Here is a 21,970-nt window from a genome sequence, read left to right as displayed (position 1 = left end):
ATTTACCATTTAGTATGGTTATTTGCTCAAGAAGTCCTTACCCCATTTTGCTCTTAGCTCCTTTGCCAAAATTGCCACTTTTTCTTGATAATCGGGTTTTTCAGCCAAATTATCCAATTCTAATGGGTCCGTTTTATGGTCGAACAACATTTTAGCATAGGCTATTCCATCATCTTTAATCCATTCTGTGTAGAATAAATCACCTTTTATTAAAGTAACAGCATCTTTAAATTTTGATACTGCCCAGTCCTTTTCTTGAGATTGTCCTTCAATTAATGGCACAAAGCTTTTACCATCAACAGTTTCAGGGATATCTAATCCAATAAGTTCAGCTAAAGCTGGATAAATATCTATATATTCAGTTATGGCATTTGTTTTTTGACCACTGGTTTTACCGGGTACTTTTATTATCAATGGTGTTCTTAGGGCAGTTTCAAATGTAACATGCTTACACCACAACTTGTGGTCACCTAAATTCCAACCATGGTCGCCCCATAAAATAACGATGGTATCTTCATCCAACTCTAAGCGTTTTAGTTCATCTAGAACCAACCCTATTTGAGCGTCTATATAACTTACACATGCGTAGTAGCCGTGAATAAGTTCTTTAGCTAAATCATCTGGTAAATGACCATCTTTAGGAATATTTTCATAATTTCTTAATTCACCATATTTATGAAAGGCTTGCCTAGGTGTACTTTCTGGTTGTATATAACTTTCAGGTAATTCTATACGTTCTCTATCGTATAAATCCCAATACTTTTTTGGTGCTGTAAAAGGCAAATGGGGTTTCATTAAACCCATGGTCAAGAAAAAGGGTTGTTTTTCTTGCTTTAATTTTTGTAAATCCTTTATGACTTTTAATGCTAATTTTCCATCTCTATATACGGAGTCGTGCACCTCTGCCATTTCCATTGGCAAGCCTCTACGGGTATTCTTTCTTATCTCTTGACTTTCGGGTAACGCATAGCTCCACAAACCATCTGGTTGCCACATTTCATCCCATGCGTTTTTATCATCTGTTTTATGATGATATATTTTCCCATTAGAAATTGTGGTGTACCCATTCTGTTTTAACAACATTGGTAATGATATTGCTTCCGGAAAATCACTGTCTTTTTTTGTATAAGCATTAATAAAGCGCTTTCTCGTTGGTCTAGCCCCAGTCATTAAACTTGCTCTAGAAGCACCACAAACAGGCACGTTACAATAAGCACGATTAAACACCAAACTTTCTCCAGCAAGCTTATCTAAATTTGGAGACTTAATATGATTTGAGCCATAAAAATTCAGTTCAGGGCGCAAATCGTCAACTGCGATGAATAAGATGTTCTTAGGTTTTTGTTCTTTTGTAGTTTCCTCTTTTCCACTTTTACAAGCCAACAAAAGCGCTAATAAACTAATACCGTAGATAACTATTTTATTCATTTCAATTTTTTATTGTTTAATAATTTTAATCGTAGTCTCATTTTCTAAACCTACTTTTACGAAATAAATTCCTGCAGGTTTATTTGAAATATCAATATGCACCTTACCTCCATTTACAGTATAAACCTGGTTTGATATTAACTGACCATAAACGTTAAACATTCTTAAACCTACCTCTTTAAAGTCATTTGGAATATAAATATCAAACATACCCTTTGATGGATTTGGATACGCTAAGATATTTTCTAGCATATTTATTTTTTTAGACAATTTACCTTGACAGTCCGCTTTGGCCTTAACATCAATTTTATCACCATGAACTACATCTATTTCTATGTGTTTTTGGTTTGTTGTCATTAGCAATTCGCCATTTTTAATGATAGTATAAGGTCCTTCACCACTTTCAATAGCAATGGTTGCCTTGTCTTTATTTTGGGCTATTTTACCAGAAATAGAATTTCCTGATTTAATTTCTAAACTAAAACACTGTTTAAAATCTTCGCCATCAACTGTGATACAGAAATCGTAATTTCCGGGACTCAAATTTTCAATGGTTACATCTTTTGTAAAACTATAATCTACTCCTGCAATTTGTACATTATAATCTTTAGTTTTTAAGGTGTTAATAATAATCTTACCATTATTTTTACCTGTACATGTCTCACTAATGGTCTCAATATTGAAATTATTTGAAGGTAATACTTCTTTAACGTTAACACCACTTAATGCAATAGTATTAATTGATAATTTAGGAAGAATAATTTGGCCTGCCCCCTCTTTGATTAGAGATAACGGACTATCGTTATAAGGTACGGCACGTTCTTCATCTACAGCTGAAAACGTCATAGCTTTATGTATGTAAGTATCTGTAAAACTTCCACCGTCAACCGACACATTAAAGACCACATCCTTATCGGTTAAATTTAAAGCCAAAACAGTAGCTTTACCATCTTTCCAAACTACCCTGGCGCTTACAGCTTTTACGTCTTCAATAAGATTTGGAGACTGCATGTCACTACCTATTAATGTGCTATTTTCAAGAATACTTCGGGTAATTTCGTAAGCCGACCCAAATAAAGTTTTTTCTAAAGGATATTTTATTCTTTCTTTAGTTCTACCTTGCCCATCTATATATTCTTCCCAAACCAGCATTGAATTCAATTTACCATTGGTACTAAACCAATTGGCACGCTCAAAAATATCCTGATTTTCGCTCATCATTAAAAAACAATCTACAGCTCCCAGTGCAGATACCGCATTAGGCCCTCCAGATTTTACACCCCATTCGGTTAACCAAATAGGTTTGTTAGTAACTTTACGTGGATAATCTGTAATTGAAGCTAATAAATGCTTTCTTGCTGTTAAGGCTGTGCTAAATGCTTCATCGCTGTTACTAGCATCATCTGGATCTGAACCTACATAAGTATGAATAGTAACAGCATCAAAATAAGATTGATCTACGGTTAAGTCACTATTCCAATTTGGGTTAGCCCAACTATCACGCCTTAATAAAGGTATAGATACTCTAATGTTTGGATCTAGCGCCTTTAGAGCAGCAGACATAGATTTTGCTCTAGCAATATAATCTTCTGCATTAGGTATTATTGAACTACGCTGTCCTGGATAAAAATTCTCATTACCCATTTCAATATTTTTAACTTCAAACCCTCTATTAATTAAATCTTGATAACGTGCAACACTTTCTGGGCAACCATTATTAAAATTAGTACCATCTGCACTCATATTAAAGGTCCACATCATACTGAATCCCTTTCCTGTATTGGATTTACGTTCCGTATTTAATGTGGTTAAACCATCAATTCCTACTTTAATATTATTGTTATCAAAAACATATAAATTTGCCAAAAAATCTACCTCTTTCATTCTAGGTGTGCCATTAACGCCCTGTTTGTACTCAAACTGCTCTTCACCAAAAAGTCTGGATACATCCCTTCTCCAATCGTACCAATTAGCCCACAACCCATGAGGAAAACGCACTGAAAGTGGGTTAAACAACCTCACAAAATCTTTTTCTTGATTCGTGCTAAAATGATGAATATTGGTTCCTAGTAATAAGTTATTGAAGCTTTCTTGAGACTCTGTATTCAAATTTATGGTTACTTCGATATTATCTGGTAAATTGAAAGGATAATTTTGTGCATTACTTTGTATAATCACAATTAAAAACAACAGTAGTACTTTTATTTTCATAACATTTTTATTGTTCTGATTATTTTAGAAGTAATATTCATTTTTCTAAGAATGAATTAAGAAATAAAATTACTTAACTTTTACGCTTTACCTATCCTGTAGTATGCCGTAAAAAAAATTATAAAAAAAAACCAGAGATAAACTTCTGGATTTTATAAGACTTTCTGATTAAGATAGATATCACCCGAAAACTAATTAACCCTAAACCTCAACTAGTTTTAATTTTCGCCGCTAGTACGCGCTTTCTGTTCTACAAAATAAGGTTGAAACGTGTATTTCGATTTTTCATCCCATTTTACATTTATAGTAGGCAATAATTGTTTTAATTCCTCAATTTTTTCATTGTACTCCTCATTACCTGCAACATTCGTCCACTCGTTAGGGTCATTACTATGGTCGTACAATTCTTGTGTACCATCTTCATATTGAATGTATCTAAACTCATTGGTTCTTACCGCATGGTTATTCATACCATAAGTTGTTAATGCATGAGCGTCTTCAACACCTTCGTCATTGGTCATCATGGATACTAAACTTTTACCTTCATTTCTTGAATAGGCCGGTAAATCACTGAGTTCTAATAGCGTCGGGTAAATGGATAAAAACTCCACTGGTGCGTCAATCTTTTTACCTTTTGGCAAACTTGGACCAGCGAACATCAATGGTGCTTTAGTTGCTGTTTCCCATAATCCGTGTTTAGCAAAAGTTTCTTTCTCACCCAGACGATACCCGTGGTCTGACCACAAAACAATAACCGTATTATCGGCATATTTGCTATTTTCTAAAGCATCTAATACACGCCCTAATTGGTTATCTACAAAACTAATACACGCTAAATAAGCTTGTACAATTTTTTTCCACTCACCACTTTCAATCGCCCAATTTGTGGTTGGCATCATCGGTAAATCGTTAATTTGTAAACCAACATTGGGAATATCAGTCAAATCATCTGCTTTATAAGGCGGTGTTTCAATATCTTCCAAAGGATATAAATCAAACCACTTTTGAGGGACATATAACGGTACGTGCACGCGTAAAAATCCAACCCCTAAAAAGAAAGGTTGGTCATAATCTCTTTGTAAACGTTCAATGGCCCAATTTGCAGAAGCATGGTCGGGCATCAAACTATCGGTTTCAGGAAATGCACCCCAATCGGTACTCGTTCTACCATGAACACCTTTGATACCTTTTCCGTAGCCATCCCAAACAAATCGTTTTTTAGGCAATGGCCCAAAACCTCTAACACGTCCACCAGACTCATGAAACACACTATCGGGAGCATGATTATGAAACAACTTGCCTATACCCATAGTATGGTAGCCATTGTTACCAAAATATTCTGGTAAAAAGGTAATATCTTTTGTTGCTGAATTTCCATCTCGTCTTACGTCATTGTCATGAGCCATTCCGTAAATACCCGTATTTGATGGTCGCAGCCCCGTCATAATTGAGGCTCTTGAAGGCCCGCAAAGTGGTGCTTGAACATGCGCATTGGTGAATGTTACACCCATATTTGCTAACCTATCAAAATTTGGTGTTTTTACGTTTGAAAAGTTATCGATTGGCCCTATCATATTGTTCAAATCATCTACAGCGATAAACAATACATTGGGGTTTGAAGGTTCTTGCGAAGTAGCTCGCTCTGATGCAGATTTACTTTTACAAGAACAAATTAGTAATCCACAAACAGCAATTAATGTGAGTAATTTTCTCATGTTAATCTTCTATTTTATTTGATGTTTTCATAAAACGATTGCAAGGTGTAAAAGGCTTTCTTTTTGTTTCCTGTTTCTGATATCAAGCCTTTTCTGTTCCAGCCGTTTTGATATGGAATTAAAGTACGTCTTGGTGACCTAAAATCGACTAAAGTCCATGGTGTAATACCACTTATTCCAGGTATTTTAGCCAATGTTGGTAAGGTTTCTTCATATAATAATTCCTGAAATTCTTCACTCCAACGTGTCATATTATCTGCATGATATCCTTGAAGCGCACCTGCACCAAACTCTGAAATAATTACAGGTTTATCGATATCAATTTCCCAACGTATGTTTTTGATGTTATCAATTTTACCTCCATACCAACCATAGTATTGGTTGAAACTTAGCACATCCACAACCTCAGCAAATTCATCTTCTACAATCATGATGTTTTTGTTTTCTTTTTTACCATGGTCTTCTAAAGCGGCACTAATTAAACGCGTGTCATCTAATTTTCTAGCCGTGGTTGCTAAATTGGTTAAAAAAGTTAAACGCTCTTTAGACGTTGGTGTTTCGTTGGCCATAGACCAAATGATGGAACAGGCTCTATTTTTATCACGTTGGATTAATTCTGACAACTGTGTTTCAGCCTTGTTATAGGTTTCGGTGTTCGTCCACTGTATGGTCCAGTACACAGGTATTTCTTCCCAAACTAAGATACCCATTTGGTCTGCCAGACGAATCATGTTCTCATTATGCGGATAGTGCGCTAAACGCACATAATTACAACCCAATTCTTTTGCCCAACCCAACAATACTTTAGCATCTTCAATAGACCAAGCTCTACCGCCACGCATTACGTTTTCTTCATGAATGGAAATACCTTTCAGAAATATTTTTTCGCCATTTAATAAAATTTGCTTCCCATTAGTTTCAATATTTCTAAAGCCAATTTTATCCGATATTTTATCGTTTGAAATGGCAATGTTTACATCGTATAGTTTCGGATTTGCATCACTCCAATACGACACACGTTTCACAGGAAATTTTATCGCAACAAATCCGTTAGTATCCGTTGTAAAAGATTTATTAATTTTTAATTCTGGGATGGAAAGGCTAACGTTTTGATTCCCCTTATTTTCTCCATTCAATTGAATGTATCCGGAAACCTCCTTATTGTTGTTTTTAGTCAGTTGAATTTTATAATCTTCAATAAACGTGTCATCTAACTCATAAATAGTAACATCTCTAGTAATACCGCCGTAATTCCACCAATCTGTACTTAATGTTGGCACCTCATCAGCAGCACGTTTGTTATCTACTTTAACAATTAAAAAGTTGTCTTTTTCTTTAAAAAGATGGGTCACTTCGAAATTAAACGGTGTGAATCCACCAACATGAACTCCTAATTTTTTACCATTCAAATAGACATCTGCCCTATAGTTTACTGCTCCAAAATGTAAATAGTAACGTTTAGACGCATCATAATTTTCAACATTAAATGACTTTTTATACCAAACGGTGCCTTCGTAATAAAACAGTTTTTCCTCCTGAGAATTCCAGTCACCGGGAACAACCATAGTAGGCGCCGCATCAAAATCATACTCCACCCTATCCGTTTTATTTTGTGGCTTCTTATTTAAAAAGTAGGCACTAGAACCTGGATTTTCGGTACCATCATGAGGTTCCATTCTGTAATTGTAATACCCTGTTTCGTAAACATCTACAATGTAATGCCACCTACCGTTAAGGCTTTGTCCGTTTCTTAAGTAACTATTCTGTAACAGAGGTTCATTTGCAAACGTGCAAATTGAAATGAACAGTAGGCTTATGCCAACAATATATTTCATGTGTTTTTAAATAACTTTGATTGTAATTTTAACTTGATTTTTATCTTCAAAAGGCATAATTAATGGCACTGCTTCTACGCCAGGTACCATATTAAACAATCTACCTTTTGGCGTGTCTTTTATTTTTATAACTGAACTTGAAGTGATTTTTACCGTGCCTTCTGGCTTTTCGATAGTAACTTCATGTTCTGAAACTTGTGTTACTTTTTCCCCTGTTGGAGATACGATTGGTAATACAAAAGCAGTTGGTGTTTTTATAGCCTCATCGGTTGTCGCAAGTATTTCTAATTTTTCCGAAGTTGCGGAATAATCTAAACTGAAATTTGAAGCTGTTTCAGTTACCGCCTCAAAAGCTTCGTTTTTTAGTTGTACTTTGGCTTCGTATTCCAAACTATCCGACTCATCTTTTGAGGTAAAAGTGGCTTCTAAATCGAATAAATTGGTATACCAAGTATCATCTTTAAAGGTTTCTATTCTTGGTGTCAATGCAAAATCCTCTCCAGGTTGTTCCTGTTGATTGTGCGCTTCTAAAAGTTTATAAATTGCCAAACTTGTAGTACACAATAACCCCACTTTCATGTGATATAAGGTACAAAGCGATGCGCCCGTGGCTTGCCTTACATCTTTTCTGGTACTGTAAATGGAATCGTAAGCAGATACTGTTCCTCGCCAATCGCCTTTGCCAAATAAAGATACATCTAACTCTTTAAAATAGGTTTCTCCATTGGCTACTGCTCTTGGAAGTGGTGCAGTCTTATCAATTTTAGGTAAATGGTCCCAATGGTCTAAAATGGTAGCCAATGGTTTGGCATGGGCAAAGGTGTGATGTACACTGGCCTCAACACCATGCGACATATAATGTAAACCACCATATAACAAGCCATCTTTAGTACACTGCCTTAACAATTCTGTATTATTAAATGTTGCGGTTCCCAAAGCGGGATTATCCCCTGCCATAAATGAAAATGCAGGTTGCATACCGTCACTTGTTCTACTACCCCAATAGGTCCATTTAAACATGCGGTTCCCAAAGCTATTGTCTATACCGCCATCGGGCAATATAAATTGTAGATGTGAGTTTAATGATTTTTTTAGGATTTGTAAAAGCTCCTCATCTTTTGCTTCCAATGCATACAGCACCAAATTATTAAGAGATTCTTCAATGTTGTAGCCCAAATCTATCCCTGGTAAGCCTTTAGGACTCAGCGCTTTTTTATTTTTATTTTGAATTTCGCCAAAAAGTAAAGCGTTTGGTTCAGAGAAATGGCTTTTAATCTGATTAGCCATATCCTTACTTCTTTCTAAATACTTTGTATTGTTAAGCATATTGCCTATTAAATGCAAAGCATAAATTGTGGTAGCACTATAGTTGATATTAGAATTACCTACTACATGAAATCTATTATACACAAAATCCATAGCTTGCTCCAAACGCATATACCAGCGTTCTTTTCTTGTTTCATCAATTAAATCGCCATGAAACTTTAAAGTATCTGCTAATGCAATGGCTGCAAAAACGGTTGTGCCTTCCCAGGATTTAGGGTCTACATCGTTAGTCCAAGCACCATTGGGTTTGGTAACATTTTTACCCCATTCAAAAACAGCAATACCAGCATCTAAATATTTTTGTTCGCCAGTAATTTTAGCCATACAAAAAAATGGATACACGGCATCGATAACGCGACCGTGCATCCATCCTGTTGGGCATTTAAATTGCCCATGTACTGTTGGGTCTGATGGATTGATGATTTGAATTTTAATCATGCCATCACACCATTCTTTCAACAAATTAAAAACTAAAATTTTGTATTCAGATGAATGGGTTTCGTTTAATCTTTTACCACATGCACTTAAAAAACTGGTAGCGGATAACGATAATCCCACACCAGTTATTGTTGATAATTGAATAAAATCTCTACGCTTCATCTGAATATTATTTTAGTAACAATTTGAATTATTCCGCTCTAAATGCTGTAATTTTTGCGGTTAAATCCTCAACGATATTTGGATTTGCGTCTGCAATATTATTTTGCTCAAATGGGTCCTCTTCAATATTGAATAGTTGTACTACCTCGTTCTTTTTCCTTTCAGGGTCTGGAATGATAATTTTGTAAGGAGGAAAAATGGCCATGTTGTAAAACATACTATTTTCAATCGTATCAAAATCGTGTGCATATACCTCTCCAAAAATACCCTTACGTTCTTTTAAGGCTTCTTCATCTAAAACACTTACTCCAGGTAAATTTTCTGGTTTTTCAATGCCTAAAATATCCAATACTGTTGGCACCATATCTATACTACTCGAAATGGTTGAATTATCCATTTTAGGTGTAATTTTCCCCTTCCACTTGTACATGATTGGTGTACGAATACCCATATCGTAAGGCGCACGTTTAGAATGTTTTAAATACCCATCTTTTTCTGGATTTTGCGCCCAACCATTATCACAAACATATACGAATAACGTGTTTTCTGTTAAGCCTTTTTCTTCAAACATATCGAACAATTGTCCGCAGGTTTCATCAAACCACTCACACATCGCCCAATATTTAGCTAGTGGCTCTGAATCTGTTTTTTTCAAATACTTATCCAATAAACGTTGCGGTGGTGTATGTGGTCTGTGCGGTAAAAATGGTGCATACCATAAGAAAAATGGTTTCTTTTCTTTTAGTGCTAAATTCACATAGCTATTTATTGTATCTAAACCGTTTCTTCCAATTTTTAATCCGTAATCACCATGACGTCCGCCTCTCTTAGGGTCACCGTGAGTCATACCATAATCGAAACCACCAATCTTGTGGTTACCATGCCACCATTTCCCCGTTTGAAATGATAGGTAGCCTTGTTCTTTTAGTATATCTGGAAGTGTTGTTTGCTTTTCGAAGGCAGATATTATTGGTTTATATGCTTCTGCTCTATTCTCTTTTCGGTTACCCGAACGATCATAAACCTTGTCATTTCCTAAAATACCATGGTCTTTTGGATATAACCCTGTTATTATTGTTGCCAAAGATGGCGAACATAAAGGTGTAGGTACATAGGCTTTTTTAAACGTTAAACTTTCTGATGCAAATTGGTCAATACGAGGGGTTTCAATATTTTCATCACCCATAAAACTATAATCAGTCCATGATTGGTCGTCAGATAGAATGAACACTACGTTTGGCTTTTGTTCAGTTTCTTTAGCTTCTTCTGTTTTAGACTCTCCTGAGTTTGTTTTATTTCCGCAGGAAAAACATAAGGCTATTAGCATTATTAAATACCCTAATTTGTTTAGTTTTCTCATTAGTATTACGTGTTTGATTTTTAGTTATTTATTTATAAAATTTAATTATTTTAAAACTTGTGCTTCCTCTTTAATCCTTAATACCGCACCATTATCGCCCAAAAGATACAGTTTTTTATACTTTTCTCCTGGTACGTTTTGTGCAACAATAATTCGCGCATCTGGATACGCATTTTCTATTAACGCCGATATTGAAAAACTGGAATTTTGTTTTCTTAAAAACGTTTTGGTTTTCGTAAATGTTTGACCTCCATCTGAACTATCATACCTGTTTACTTCGCCAATACCATTATCATTTTCTTCGAGATAAAAGCTAATATTTTTAGAAGAACTCACCTCTATGTCGCCATCACCAATGGGTAATCCAGTATTTTTAGCATGCATCCATCGTGTACCATTCCATTTAAAATAGTTTAAGGTCTTTGAAGCACTACGACGCGAACCTTCAATTTCGGCACCTATGGTCATGCCCAAATGGGGGTTACCAAGTTCATCAATATCCACAACACCTTGAAAAGTCCAATTGCCTGGAGTATGGGCAACAATAGCTTTATTATCGGCTATTTCTCTTGTTACCGGTACTTCTAGTTGCTCACCTTCAACATTACTCCAAACACCTGTTGTGGTATTAAAGGCCATGTAATACACACTATATCTCTTTGCAATATGACCTAAACCTTGTGTTTTGGGTGTTTTATCACTACATAAATGATAGTCGAAAACAATATGTAATTTATCGTTTTTTCCTTTTGTAATCCAAGGATACCAAGAATCTACAGCCGCCATATCTGTTCTACGCTTGTATTTTAAAAATGAAACAGGCGCTTCAAAAGTTCTACCATTATCTGTAGATTTTTGATACACCCAATTACTTCGGTGTGCACCATGCCTATAAAACAAGTAGATATCCCCATTATCCATTTTTATAAATTGGTTATAGGTACCAAAAGGCGAAATATTTTCTAATTCTTCCCAACTAGAAATATCTAATGGGTTTTTAGAAACTGCATGTTTATTTTTACCATAGTGATGATTACCGAGAGGGTTTTCTCCATACTTTTTTGTACCTCCATGACCTCCAAAAGTAATGTGAATATAACCTGCATCATCTATCATTATTGAAGGTTTTCCGTGGTTATCTGTTTTTCGGTTTGGGTCTTTACCCATTTCGCTCACACCAGCTTTGTAAGGTCCTTTCCATGCTTTGGTCTTGTGATTATATGACACCACATAGGGGTCTTCCAAGGGGCCTTGATAACAAACGTAGGTGATACCTTTATGATAAATACCTGCGGGATGTTGCACAATAGCAACGGCATTACCAAAACCATTATCTGCAAAGTAATCTACATTTTCTTGGTCAGTTATGCTTGATGCTGTATTTTTTGTCTTAGAAGCACAACCAACAACTAAGAGACAACAAAACACTTTAATTAAAAACTGAAATTTTATCATCTATAAAAATTAATTCACTATTAGTTTTTTGGTAAATTTATTTCCTTTTTCGCCTTGAACGACAATAAAATACAAGCCTTTTGTCATTTTAAGCTGATTTGTATCAATTTCCAATCTATTTTGAACAGTTTCATTTGAATATACCCTAACTCCTAGGATATTATAAATATTCAGGCTTTTCCAATTTGTACCATAAGATTGTATGGTAAACACATTGTCCGCTGGATTTGGATAAACTTCAAACTCCGATAAGAAATCTATTTTAGATAGCATAGCGCCTTGGCATTCAATGCTTGTTTTTACAACAATTTCATCACCTTGTGCTGCATCTACTGAGAAATTCGCCGATTGCGTTTCAAAAATCAAACTTCCATTTTTTATAACTTTATACGGTGCTTCACCTCTATCTACTGTTATCGCAACTTTACCTTCTTTAACAGGACTGATTTTACCTGTAACTGAAAGACCTTCCTCAACAGTTACTTGATAACACTGTTCAAAATCATTGCCATTTATAACTATACAAAAATCATAAGTTCCCGGGTTTAAATCTTCAACAGTAATTGCGTTTGTAAAAGCATAATCGGTATTATTTATTGAAACCTGATAATTAAAATTTTCTAAAGCATTAATTATTATTTTACCATTATTCTTTCCGGTACAAGTTTCGCTTATTACCTCGATAGTAAAATTATTTGTAGGTAACTCAGAAAAGTATTCATAATCTAGAGTGAATTCCTTGTACGCCTTTCCTGCGGCATCTCCTGTGATTGTTTCGTTCAGAAATTCTAAATTACTTCCTTTTCCTAAATACAAAGAAACATTTGTTTTTCCATCTTTTATTGCAGTACGCACAATACCAAATTCGCCTGTAAAATTAATATCATGATGAGAAACTGAAGTATTAGAAGCGTTAGAAAAAATGTAATCTGTTATTTTAGCACCATTTACTTCTGAAATGACTTTTGCGCCTGTAATAACCTCACCATTCATTATATGCGAAACGGACTTTACACTAGGGTTTGTAAATTTAGTAGGCTCAAAAATATACACATATGGTTTATCCCATGCTTCACCTTGTTGTCTTACAGCTACTATTTGTGTTTTCTTATTCACATATCCATTCAGTGCTTCACGTGTCGCAGGTCCTAAGGCTTTTGTATACTCTCTCGTTACTCCAGCAGGTGCAAACATATTCATATAAGAATTGGTTGCTTCTAAATCAAAACGAATAAAAACAGCTTCACTAGTTGGTTCTGTTACATTTGTATTTTCAAAAAAGCGCCAACCTGGAGATTCAACTGGATCTCCTATATCATTTTGATATCTGTTCGTGGTCGAAGTAGGAAGCGTTGAACCATCTAAAGTTTGAATAGTTGTAGCATCACCTATGTTGTGATAAACATAGTCGTGAAAATTATTTGCATTTAATGATTTTGAACGAAACATATCAAAATAATAGGCTGTTGTTGGGCTTGTTCTTATGGTACTTAACGTACGTTGTTGATCACTATTATTTATATTATCATCTAAAAATTGAGTAGCAAAACTGAAGTTTGGACTCAAAGGGTCTTCTAGATGTGCTGGTTCTGCTGCCTTATTAACTGTTGTATTTTGCCATAGATAAGAATTGCTGGACCAAGACCCTTGTTGCCTTCCTTTAGATGTACCATTTACAATTACAGTGTTGTTACCTGCATAAAGCCTAAAATAATTAGTGTGTATTGGTATTTTACGTTCTGCAACGGTTTTAGGCATACCTCCATTAGGCGCCATGATATCACCTAGCCCATATAACTCCATTGTAATACCAGTGGCATGAGAATGCACATAATGTGCACCACCAATAATACCACACAAACCGTATAACTCGTTATTATTTACTGTGTAGTTACGTTGCAACGCAACTCCTGCGTGCTTTACGATAACAGTAGGTTTATAGTTAAATTCCTTAGTTGAATTTAGTGGGAATTCTTCTCCCCAAAATAAACCAAGATGATCTAGACCACCAAAAGCTGAAGTACCAAAAGCTTGATTTCGTCCACCTTCAGCGTTGTAGTATTGTGCTAGTGCTGTTTCTGCTTTATCTTGTAAATCTGTTAATCCTTTTCTTTTTGCAATACTTAATACATATCTGAATAAAGATTTAGATCCATCATTATAGCGTTTAGAATCGCCATAACGGACATAAGACCTGTTTGGATGACGAAGGTTCTCAAATAAGAATACTCCATCCAATACATTTCTGTATTGAGGAATTACGTCTAATTCTGGCTTAATTCGATCTACCATATTTAACACCAACTGAATACGTGACATAAAACTATAGCTTGTAGACTCTGGCCAAATACCTTGTTCTCCAAAGATTGGCATTACAGTTTTGGTGAAAGAATTTTGTCTTCGTGTACCTGTATTCCAAAACACATTAAATAAACGTTCTCGTTCAGTATCATCATCTATACATAAAATTGCTGCTAAAGCACCAGGAGCTGTAAGAATAGGGTGATTAGAAACCAACTTGCCATACTTATTATCTACCCCTCCAGATTCTAACAATGCATTTCCTGCAACGTTTTTCATTGCCTTTTGTGCGGTTTCATTATTAAAGGGTATATGCGTTCCTGCGGTTTTATCGTAAACTTGTCTACCTTGTGTATTCAAAAAATTATAGATAAAATCATAAGCATATGCCAAATGAGGATAGGTACTTCTAGGATCGAAAAAGTAATTTCCACAAATTGCCGTTGTTTCAGGAGTTCTAGGTGCTAATTCTTGAAAATAATGCCAAATTATATCAGCTGCATATTGAGCGTAATCTTCATCTTCTGTTAAATAATAAAGCATCCCTGCATGTGCTGCTGAACTAAGTACTTTAAAATGTTCATTATTTGCACTACCAACTTCGCTTTCTGAAAGATTATCATCATCTGCCAATGCAATAATTGCATTAATAGTTTGCGCCGGATTTGATTTATGAGCAGCAACTTTAGCATCTACACTTTTCTTGAGTTCATTTTGTGCAAATTGAGCCCAACCGTATTTGCTAATTTTATCTAAAACTTCAGCACGCTCATCTGCAGTTATGTGAATGATAGGGTGTTGTAAAGATTGAGCTGAAAGCAACAGTCCTTTTAACAGTATTAATAAAAATAAAATTTTTCTCATTGTAATGTATTTAAATTTTTAGTTATAGAACTGATTATCTTAACCGGTCCTAACAATCCTGAAGTTGATAATTCGTCATTTTTAGTATAGTGATTCCAACTTACAAATGTTGTTCTTTTTGATTGACGTTCTGTTTTATTCTCTAACCACTCTGGAAGTGGTTTTGCTCTTTTGCCTTTTCTTGGATAGTCTAATTTTAGTTTTTCATCTCCAATTAATCGATTGGACCACAAATTTGCTATTTTAATTTCTAAAGTATTCTTTCCTTTTTTTACAAATTCGTCAATAGGTATTCTAAAAGGGGCTTTCCATAATACTCCTGCATTTTTTCCATTGATGATGATTTCTGCAATAACGGATACACTACCTAAATCTAAAGTAAAACTTGTATTCGATTGTAAATTTTCTTCAGACAAGAAAAAATCTTTTTTGTAAGAAGCTGTTCCAGAAAAATATTGAATAGCTTCATCATTAACAGCTGTCCAAGATATTAAATAAGGAAACGTTTCTTTTTTTGTATTATCTGAATTAATAGGAAATGAAACTTGCCAATCTTTTGATAGATCGATTGGTTTTGGTACGGACTTCACTTCTACCACTTTTGTTTCTCCTGAGGCGAGCGTATAATTAACTTTTCCTGCATAAGGTGTTGTCCAATTTATTGTACCATCTTCAAATTCTAGTGTTGGTTGTGGTCTGTCTTTAGATAATTTTAAAAGTTGTCCTTTTGGAATAAACAACGTACGTTCTTCTCCATCCGTTTTATACGTAATCTTTAAAACGGGTTTATTGCCTTCAGGAATTATATTGTTTATCAATTGATTAGACACCAAAATATCATAAGTCTCTGAATTGACTGCTTTTTTAATTTTATCGGTAACATCAAACGTTTTATAATTCTCAGGAATACCAATGGTTTGTGCTTTAAATTTTCCAAAAACAGCTTTTAATACTTTTAATTTTTGATTGCCAGCATGAATTTCTATATGCTCACGTTCTTCTGCATAAACCTGTTTTTTAGTATCGCCAATTTGATACTCCATCCTGAACTCCTTTTTGTAGCCCATGGCAGGATCGCAATCGCAAAAGGCTCTATTCATTTTAAAATCGAGCTTGTTACCTTTAATTACGTTAGCAACTTTATCAGTAATATCTACCAAACCTTCTTGTAAAAAAGTGCCATATTCTGCTTTTACAATTTCTAAATTAGAGAGCGGTGCTACTTGAGATGATTTTAGTTCCGTTGAAACTTCTAACAAATGATTCGAATTCACAGGTTTTTGAAAAACTACAAAAACCGATTCTTCCATACCCAATTGCAAAGGCACTGTTGTTGTTCCATCTTCATTTTCTTTAAAAACGACCACATCTTTTATTGTACCTTTTTCTGAATTCCAAAGTTCTGGTTGCTTTCCTGTAAGTCGAAAACGCACTGTTATTTCTCTGGCTTCTTTTCTAGCATTCGCTATAAAATAAATGTCTGCGTCCGCTGTTTTTCTATGGACGAAACTCAAATCTGAAGGATCACTACTTTCAATTTTAAAATCAGGTGTCTTATAGTTTAAAGCTTCTTTAATAGAAATCTCTTTTACCAAGTTGCTTCCCCATAATCCATCAACATAAGTTGTAACGGAATCATCGCAATTTGGATAGTTGGTTAAACTTGGCGATTGGCTCGGTTTTTTACCAATTACTTTTGCTCCACCATCAACCAACTCTTTTATTTTTTGTAGAGTTTCTTCTTTGATAAAATTTGACTCTGGTAATACCAAAAGATTGTAAGTATTACCAACTGATGAATATATCGTTCCGTTTTTTACTGTTAAATCTTTTAATTTATTAGCTCCAATCAAATCATAATCAAAACCCATGGCTTTAATTTCTGGTTTAATAAAGCCTGTATTTGGAGATGATTCTCCTGTAAATACTAAAACATCAGCTACATTTTTACCTTGTTGTAACAAATATTGAGAACGTGCTAAGTAATCCATATACGACTTACTTTGTTTCCACCAAGTATTTAAACGGTTAAAGTCAAAACCATGGTAACTTAAGGCCAAACCAGGAGCTACATCCCAAGGTTGATGCACGTAAGTATGAAAAATGAATCGTGTAATGCCTTCTGCCCAAGCTCTATCTCCAATTGACTTTATGTTTGCTGGGTGTTTGTCCCAACCTCCAATTCCTGTAAAAGACTCTGCACCGACAATGGAACTTCCATTCAAATGCGCTATAGATGACACAAATTTTGGTGAATCGAAAAACGGATAGCCTCCGCTCCAAAATTCGCACATCACAATATCACCTTGAGCACCCACTTGCATATTATCGAAAGGTCCCCAATACGGTTCTACAGAAAATTTCAACTTGTTTTTATGACATAATTCTCCAAAATGCGCATAATAATTCGTTGCGATTAAGTCGCCAATAGTTCTTCTAAAATCCCATAAAAATCGTTCTGAAACTTCTCCACTTTCTACGTAATAACCTGCTAAAGTTGGTAAATATGTAGTTAAATTGTAACCTCTTAAATTCTCAAACTGCGTATTAAAACCGGTAGTCCAATTGGTCGTTTCTACTTCGTAGCTATCAATCAAACAATTATTCACTGTTGTTCCTACTAAATCGCCTAATTTGTCAATTATAGGTTGTATACCAGCTTTCCAATAGGCATCCACAGCCTTTTTGCTCATTTTATCTACCTCTAAGCCTTTGGCTTCTGGTGGGGCTGGTCTGTTGGTTGTTCCTATTGGCGTATGCCCTAATCGTAAAATAACCCAGTCGCCTTTAGGCACATCCCAATGTAAAACTCCATCATCAGAAAATTTTGAGGTTAGATTGATAATTGTTTCTTTTCGAATAATAGCTTCTTTTTCAATCGCTTTTGTATCTGGTAACAAATGATTTCGAATGCGTTCAGAAAGCATTTTATAGTCTAAACCATCAATCTTTATACTCTTTTTAGGCTTTGGAAAAGCTAATACTGCAATGTCTTTGTAATACTCAAATTTGGTTTTCGGTTTTGGTAAAGTCTGTTTGATTGTTTTTCCTCCTTTAACCGTAAGTTCGCTAAAAACGACAGTTTGCATTGCGTTTTCTTCTGTAACCCAAGGCCCACCAGAAGATGACCAACCAGCACTGTTGTGAAATGCCATTTCTAAATCTAAACGTTGAGCTTCTTTTGCAGAAAATTCAAATAAATCTAACCATTCTTCACTTAAATATTTTACAGAACCTTGGGGAGCTCCCAAATGCACATTAAATAATTGGGCTTCTTGAATGCCAACAGCCTTCATCGCTTCTAAATCTTTGGTAATTCCAGATTTAGACACATTTCCACTAATCCAATGCCACCATGTTCTGGCTTTAGCTTCTTTTGGAGGATTGTAAAAACCTTGTTCTAAAGTTGACTTCGGAGTTGTGCTTTCAGTACAAGTACTAAAACAAAAACTCAAAACTATTATAAAGATGTAGCTTATTTTTTTCATTATTCAGCAATGTCTTTCTTTATAATTTTTGAAGTAGAAATGGTAACTGGCCCTAACAAACCTGATGGCAATAATTTATCTGTAGCTTTTTGGAACGAATACGCACTAAATGTTTTACGGGGTCCTTCTGGAAGTGGTTGATTATTTCGAAACCAATCTGGCATTTTTTTAAACTTCCCTCTATAATCTTCATCTCCAAAACCTTTTTTAGTTCTTCTTACATCATAGCCTGTTTGGTTTGGTAATTTTTCATCGCCAATCAAACGATTTGTCCACTGGTTGGTCACTTCTACAACTAAGGTGTTTTTTCCTTCTTTTAATGTTGAAGTAATATGAAAATAATGAGGTGCTACCCAACTTAACCCAACTTCTTTTCCGTTTAAAATTACTTTTGCAATTACGTTAACTTCTCCTAAGTTTAGTTGAAAACGTCTTTCAGCATTCAATAGATTTTTATCAATTTCAAACGAAGTTTTGTAAATAGCATTTCCTGAGTAATGTTTGATGCTATCATTATTACTTGTTGTCCAATCGAAGAGTTCTTTCGTTTTTACTTGTCCTTTATAAAAATCTTCCTCTCTAAAATCTATAGTCCAATCTCCATTAATAGTAATCGGCTTTGGAATATCGTTTATAGAAACATTCCATTGTTCTGAAGTATTCAATGTACTGGAATAATTTCCGTTTTCGAATACTTCCATTGTGATGGATTTATGTTCTTCATCAATAGAAAATAAAGGATTTAATGACGCTTTCGTTTCTACAGATAGAATTCTTTTTTTGTTTTCTGAAGCATTTCTAAAAACTACAAAAACAGATTCCTGAGGTTGTAAATGAAGTGAAATATTAGTTCTACCGTCTTTATGATAATATTGTCCCAAGTTTGTAATTTCTCCAGTTGTTGCATTCCACAATTCTGGCACTTTTCCATCTACCAGAAAACTACAATCTAATGTTTCTGGTTTTGTTTGATTGTGATTGTAAATGAAGTAAATGTCTTCATGATCAGTTCGTCTGTGGTAATAATTAAAATCGGGTTGCCCCTCAACAATCAAATCCTTTTGAATGTTATTGGCTTCAAATATGGTTTCCCATTCCGCTTTACTGTAGGTCTTTTTATTAGACCATACTTGCTGAACAAGTGTTTTGAACTCCTCTTTCATTGTTTGCGTGTTGTTGTAACCACCCAAAGTTTTCGGTTTTGACCCGATGATTAAAGCCCCATCTTTTGCCAATTTTGCAATGCCTTTTAAAGTTTCTAGATTCATCACATCATGCCTTTGCAATACCAAAGCATTATATGTTGTTCCATTAGGTAATTTTAGCTTACCATTTTCTACTTTTAAGCGATTGATAATTACATCTGCATTTACACAATCGTATTTATAAGCTGCTGGCAATTTAGGTCGCATTTGAGTTTGATGAACTACATGGTTAGGTGCTCTATCTCCCACAAAAACTAACAAATCTAACACAGGATTTCCTTGACGTAACATATACGATCCTCTAGCCAAATAGTTAAACCACTCAGGACCTCCATTTTCCCACCAAGTTTGTGTGCGGTCTATATGAGAACCCACAAAACTCATACTCATTCCCGGTTTTACATGTGTGTTGGATTGGTGTGCAAAACGATGAAACATGTATTCGTTAATTCCGTTTGTCCATTCGTAATCTCCTTTTTGCTTAGCCATTCCAGGATGAAAACCCCAATTGTTTTTGGTACTTGTAAATGCTTCTGCAGAAATGATATTTTTATCATAAATATGTCCAGAAGAAACTGCTGCGCGTTTGTGATTATTGGGTTTGCCTAGCCAAAACTCGCCCATAGGAATATCTGCACTTCTACCTGCATCTAAGCTGTTGAATGGCCCTACAAAACCATAAGGTTCTACATAAGATATCAATCCATCTTGGTGACATAATTCTGTAAAATAATCGAAGTAATTGGTAGCCATTAAATCAGAAACCAATTGTTTCATATCCCAAAAAACGCCTTCTATGGTTTCGTTATCTTCTATATATCGCCCAGCAAACAATGGTAAAAAGGGAGTGAAATCGTAACCAAATCTTTTTTGAAAGATGTGTTCCATATCATCAGTCCAGTTTTGTGGACCAACTTCATAGCTATCAATTTCCACATATTGTAAAGCATTGGGTGCATCAATTTTAGCTTGTTCTATTAACTTCCCTACAAAAGCATCATAATGAATTTTTAATGCCTTTTTACTAAATTTATCTACTTCCAAACCAGTACCTTCGTCTGAAGCAGGTTCATTAGTTGCTCCAGAAGCCGTAAAACCAAAACGCATAATAGTCCAGTTTCCCTTTGGTAACTTTACTTTTAGAACACCGTCTTCATCCATTTTGTCTGTCAAAACTAAAATATCTTCTTTTTTGATGTAAGTTTCAGGGGATGGTTTTCCTGTTGGATATTTTCGTTTTCGGTATGAAGTAAATTCCAAATAATTTTCTAAAGTATGATTCGCCGAAAGTTGCAACTCATAAACACCAGTATCTAAATCTGTGATAACTCTAAAATAACGCGCTGTTGTGGGTGTAAACTGGTCGTAAAAATAGCACTCGTCTTTACCTATACGTTCTTCATTGGGTGTATGAACTTTCGTGAAATTGATACCATCATCAGATTTTAGCAACCTAATTTTTCCTTTTCGTTTGTTGATAAAAACAGACAGCGATTGTATAGTTTTGGATTTGCCATAATCAAACTGTATCCACTCGCCTGCGCTTAAATCAGCATAAGTGTTGATGTTATTATCGTTTATTAAGCTTGAATTAAAATTGGTATTTGAAGAGGTGATTTTAGGTTGGAAACTAGCATCATCAAGCTCTGAGGCCAATGTTGGATAAGCAACTACAGCAATATCTTTATAAAAGTTATGACGCTGAGGAGGTTGTGCTAGTTTAATTTTTACATTTTTACCACCTTCAACTATTTGTTCGCTATGCACTACTATTTTCATAGCATTTTCGGGAGTTACCCAAGGTCCTCCACTTGAGGTCCAGCCATCGCAGTTGTGTACGCCAAAACTCAATCCGAGCTTTTCGCATTCTTTAGCTGCGTGGCTTAAAATATCGCGATGTTCTTTTGAGTTGTATTTTACATCACCTTCTGGCAAACCCATAGATACATTAAATACTAAAACACCTCCAATACCAGCCTCTTTTATAGCTTGTAAATCTTTGGTAAAACCTTCTTTTGAGGCATTACCACTGTTGACATGATACCAAGTTCTTGGTTTAGAAGCTTGAGGTGGATTTTTAAAATTCGTCTCTAGTTCCTTATCATCATTAACTTGAGCATAGGTATTTAAACTTACAAGGACTAATAGAACGAATTGAAGTATTTTTTGCATCTATCATTTG

Annotated in this window: 10 protein-coding genes; all 10 read right to left on the bottom strand. The window is 35.0% G+C overall.

Going from position 1 to position 21,970, the window contains the following annotated elements:
- Nucleotides 1-18 precede the first annotated feature (18 nt).
- The 10 genes from M0214_RS10385 to M0214_RS10340 all read right to left on the bottom strand — a co-directional run bounded on the left by M0214_RS10385 (nt 19) and on the right by M0214_RS10340 (nt 21,960).
- On the bottom strand, nt 19-1,428 hold the full coding sequence (locus tag M0214_RS10385) for a sulfatase (RefSeq protein ID WP_248722502.1): 1,410 nt from the start codon (nt 1,426-1,428) through the stop codon (nt 19-21).
- 9 nt (nt 1,429-1,437) lie between these two features.
- On the bottom strand, nt 1,438-3,639 hold the full coding sequence (locus tag M0214_RS10380; protein ID WP_248722501.1) for a T9SS type A sorting domain-containing protein: 2,202 nt from the start codon (nt 3,637-3,639) through the stop codon (nt 1,438-1,440).
- Between the two features lie 218 nt (nt 3,640-3,857).
- Entirely contained in the window at nt 3,858-5,354 is a 1,497-nt protein-coding gene (locus M0214_RS10375) for a sulfatase (RefSeq protein ID WP_248722500.1), read from the bottom strand.
- Nucleotides 5,355-5,368: 14 nt separating this feature from the next.
- Nucleotides 5,369-7,189, bottom strand: a complete 1,821-nt coding sequence (locus M0214_RS10370) for a glycoside hydrolase family 2 protein (RefSeq protein WP_248722499.1) — start codon at nt 7,187-7,189, stop codon at nt 5,369-5,371.
- 6 nt (nt 7,190-7,195) lie between these two features.
- Nucleotides 7,196-9,115, bottom strand: coding sequence for a hypothetical protein (locus M0214_RS10365; RefSeq protein ID WP_248722498.1), 1,920 nt, complete (start codon nt 9,113-9,115; stop codon nt 7,196-7,198).
- A gap of 28 nt (nt 9,116-9,143) precedes the next feature.
- Entirely contained in the window at nt 9,144-10,475 is a 1,332-nt protein-coding gene (locus tag M0214_RS10360; RefSeq protein ID WP_248722497.1) for a sulfatase, read from the bottom strand.
- A 45-nt stretch (nt 10,476-10,520) separates the two neighbouring features.
- Entirely contained in the window at nt 10,521-11,930 is a 1,410-nt protein-coding gene (locus tag M0214_RS10355; RefSeq protein WP_248722496.1) for a BNR-4 repeat-containing protein, read from the bottom strand.
- 9 nt (nt 11,931-11,939) lie between these two features.
- Entirely contained in the window at nt 11,940-15,095 is a 3,156-nt protein-coding gene (locus M0214_RS10350; protein WP_248722495.1) for a T9SS type A sorting domain-containing protein, read from the bottom strand.
- On the bottom strand, nt 15,092-18,583 hold the full coding sequence (locus M0214_RS10345) for a glycosyl hydrolase (RefSeq protein WP_248722494.1): 3,492 nt from the start codon (nt 18,581-18,583) through the stop codon (nt 15,092-15,094). Before M0214_RS10345 ends, M0214_RS10350 begins: the two co-directional genes overlap by 4 nt.
- Complete coding sequence (locus tag M0214_RS10340; protein WP_248722493.1) at nt 18,583-21,960, bottom strand: glycosyl hydrolase; 3,378 nt, start codon at nt 21,958-21,960, stop codon at nt 18,583-18,585. The genes M0214_RS10345 and M0214_RS10340 overlap by 1 nt, the downstream gene beginning before the upstream one ends.
- Between the last annotated feature and the right edge of the window lie 10 nt (nt 21,961-21,970).

The sequence above is a fragment of the Seonamhaeicola sp. ML3 genome (assembly GCF_023273855.1).
Lineage (GTDB): Bacteria > Bacteroidota > Bacteroidia > Flavobacteriales > Flavobacteriaceae > Seonamhaeicola.
The sequence above is the reverse complement of the archived record's forward strand: the minus strand, read 5'-3'. Positions and strand labels throughout refer to the sequence as shown.

What these genes read in the sequence shown, in the direction of transcription:
- M0214_RS10345 (WP_248722494.1), bottom strand. Translation starts at nt 18,583, where the DNA reads ATGAAAAAAATAAGCTACATCTTTATAATAGTTTTGAGTTTTTGTTTT.
- M0214_RS10380 (WP_248722501.1), bottom strand. Translation starts at nt 3,639, where the DNA reads ATGAAAATAAAAGTACTACTGTTGTTTTTAATTGTGATTATACAAAGT.
- M0214_RS10375 (WP_248722500.1), bottom strand. Translation starts at nt 5,354, where the DNA reads ATGAGAAAATTACTCACATTAATTGCTGTTTGTGGATTACTAATTTGT.
- M0214_RS10385 (WP_248722502.1), bottom strand. Translation starts at nt 1,428, where the DNA reads ATGAATAAAATAGTTATCTACGGTATTAGTTTATTAGCGCTTTTGTTG.
- M0214_RS10370 (WP_248722499.1), bottom strand. Translation starts at nt 7,189, where the DNA reads ATGAAATATATTGTTGGCATAAGCCTACTGTTCATTTCAATTTGCACG.
- M0214_RS10350 (WP_248722495.1), bottom strand. Translation starts at nt 15,095, where the DNA reads ATGAGAAAAATTTTATTTTTATTAATACTGTTAAAAGGACTGTTGCTT.
- M0214_RS10365 (WP_248722498.1), bottom strand. Translation starts at nt 9,115, where the DNA reads ATGAAGCGTAGAGATTTTATTCAATTATCAACAATAACTGGTGTGGGA.
- M0214_RS10340 (WP_248722493.1), bottom strand. Translation starts at nt 21,960, where the DNA reads ATGCAAAAAATACTTCAATTCGTTCTATTAGTCCTTGTAAGTTTAAAT.
- M0214_RS10355 (WP_248722496.1), bottom strand. Translation starts at nt 11,930, where the DNA reads ATGATAAAATTTCAGTTTTTAATTAAAGTGTTTTGTTGTCTCTTAGTT.
- M0214_RS10360 (WP_248722497.1), bottom strand. Translation starts at nt 10,475, where the DNA reads ATGAGAAAACTAAACAAATTAGGGTATTTAATAATGCTAATAGCCTTA.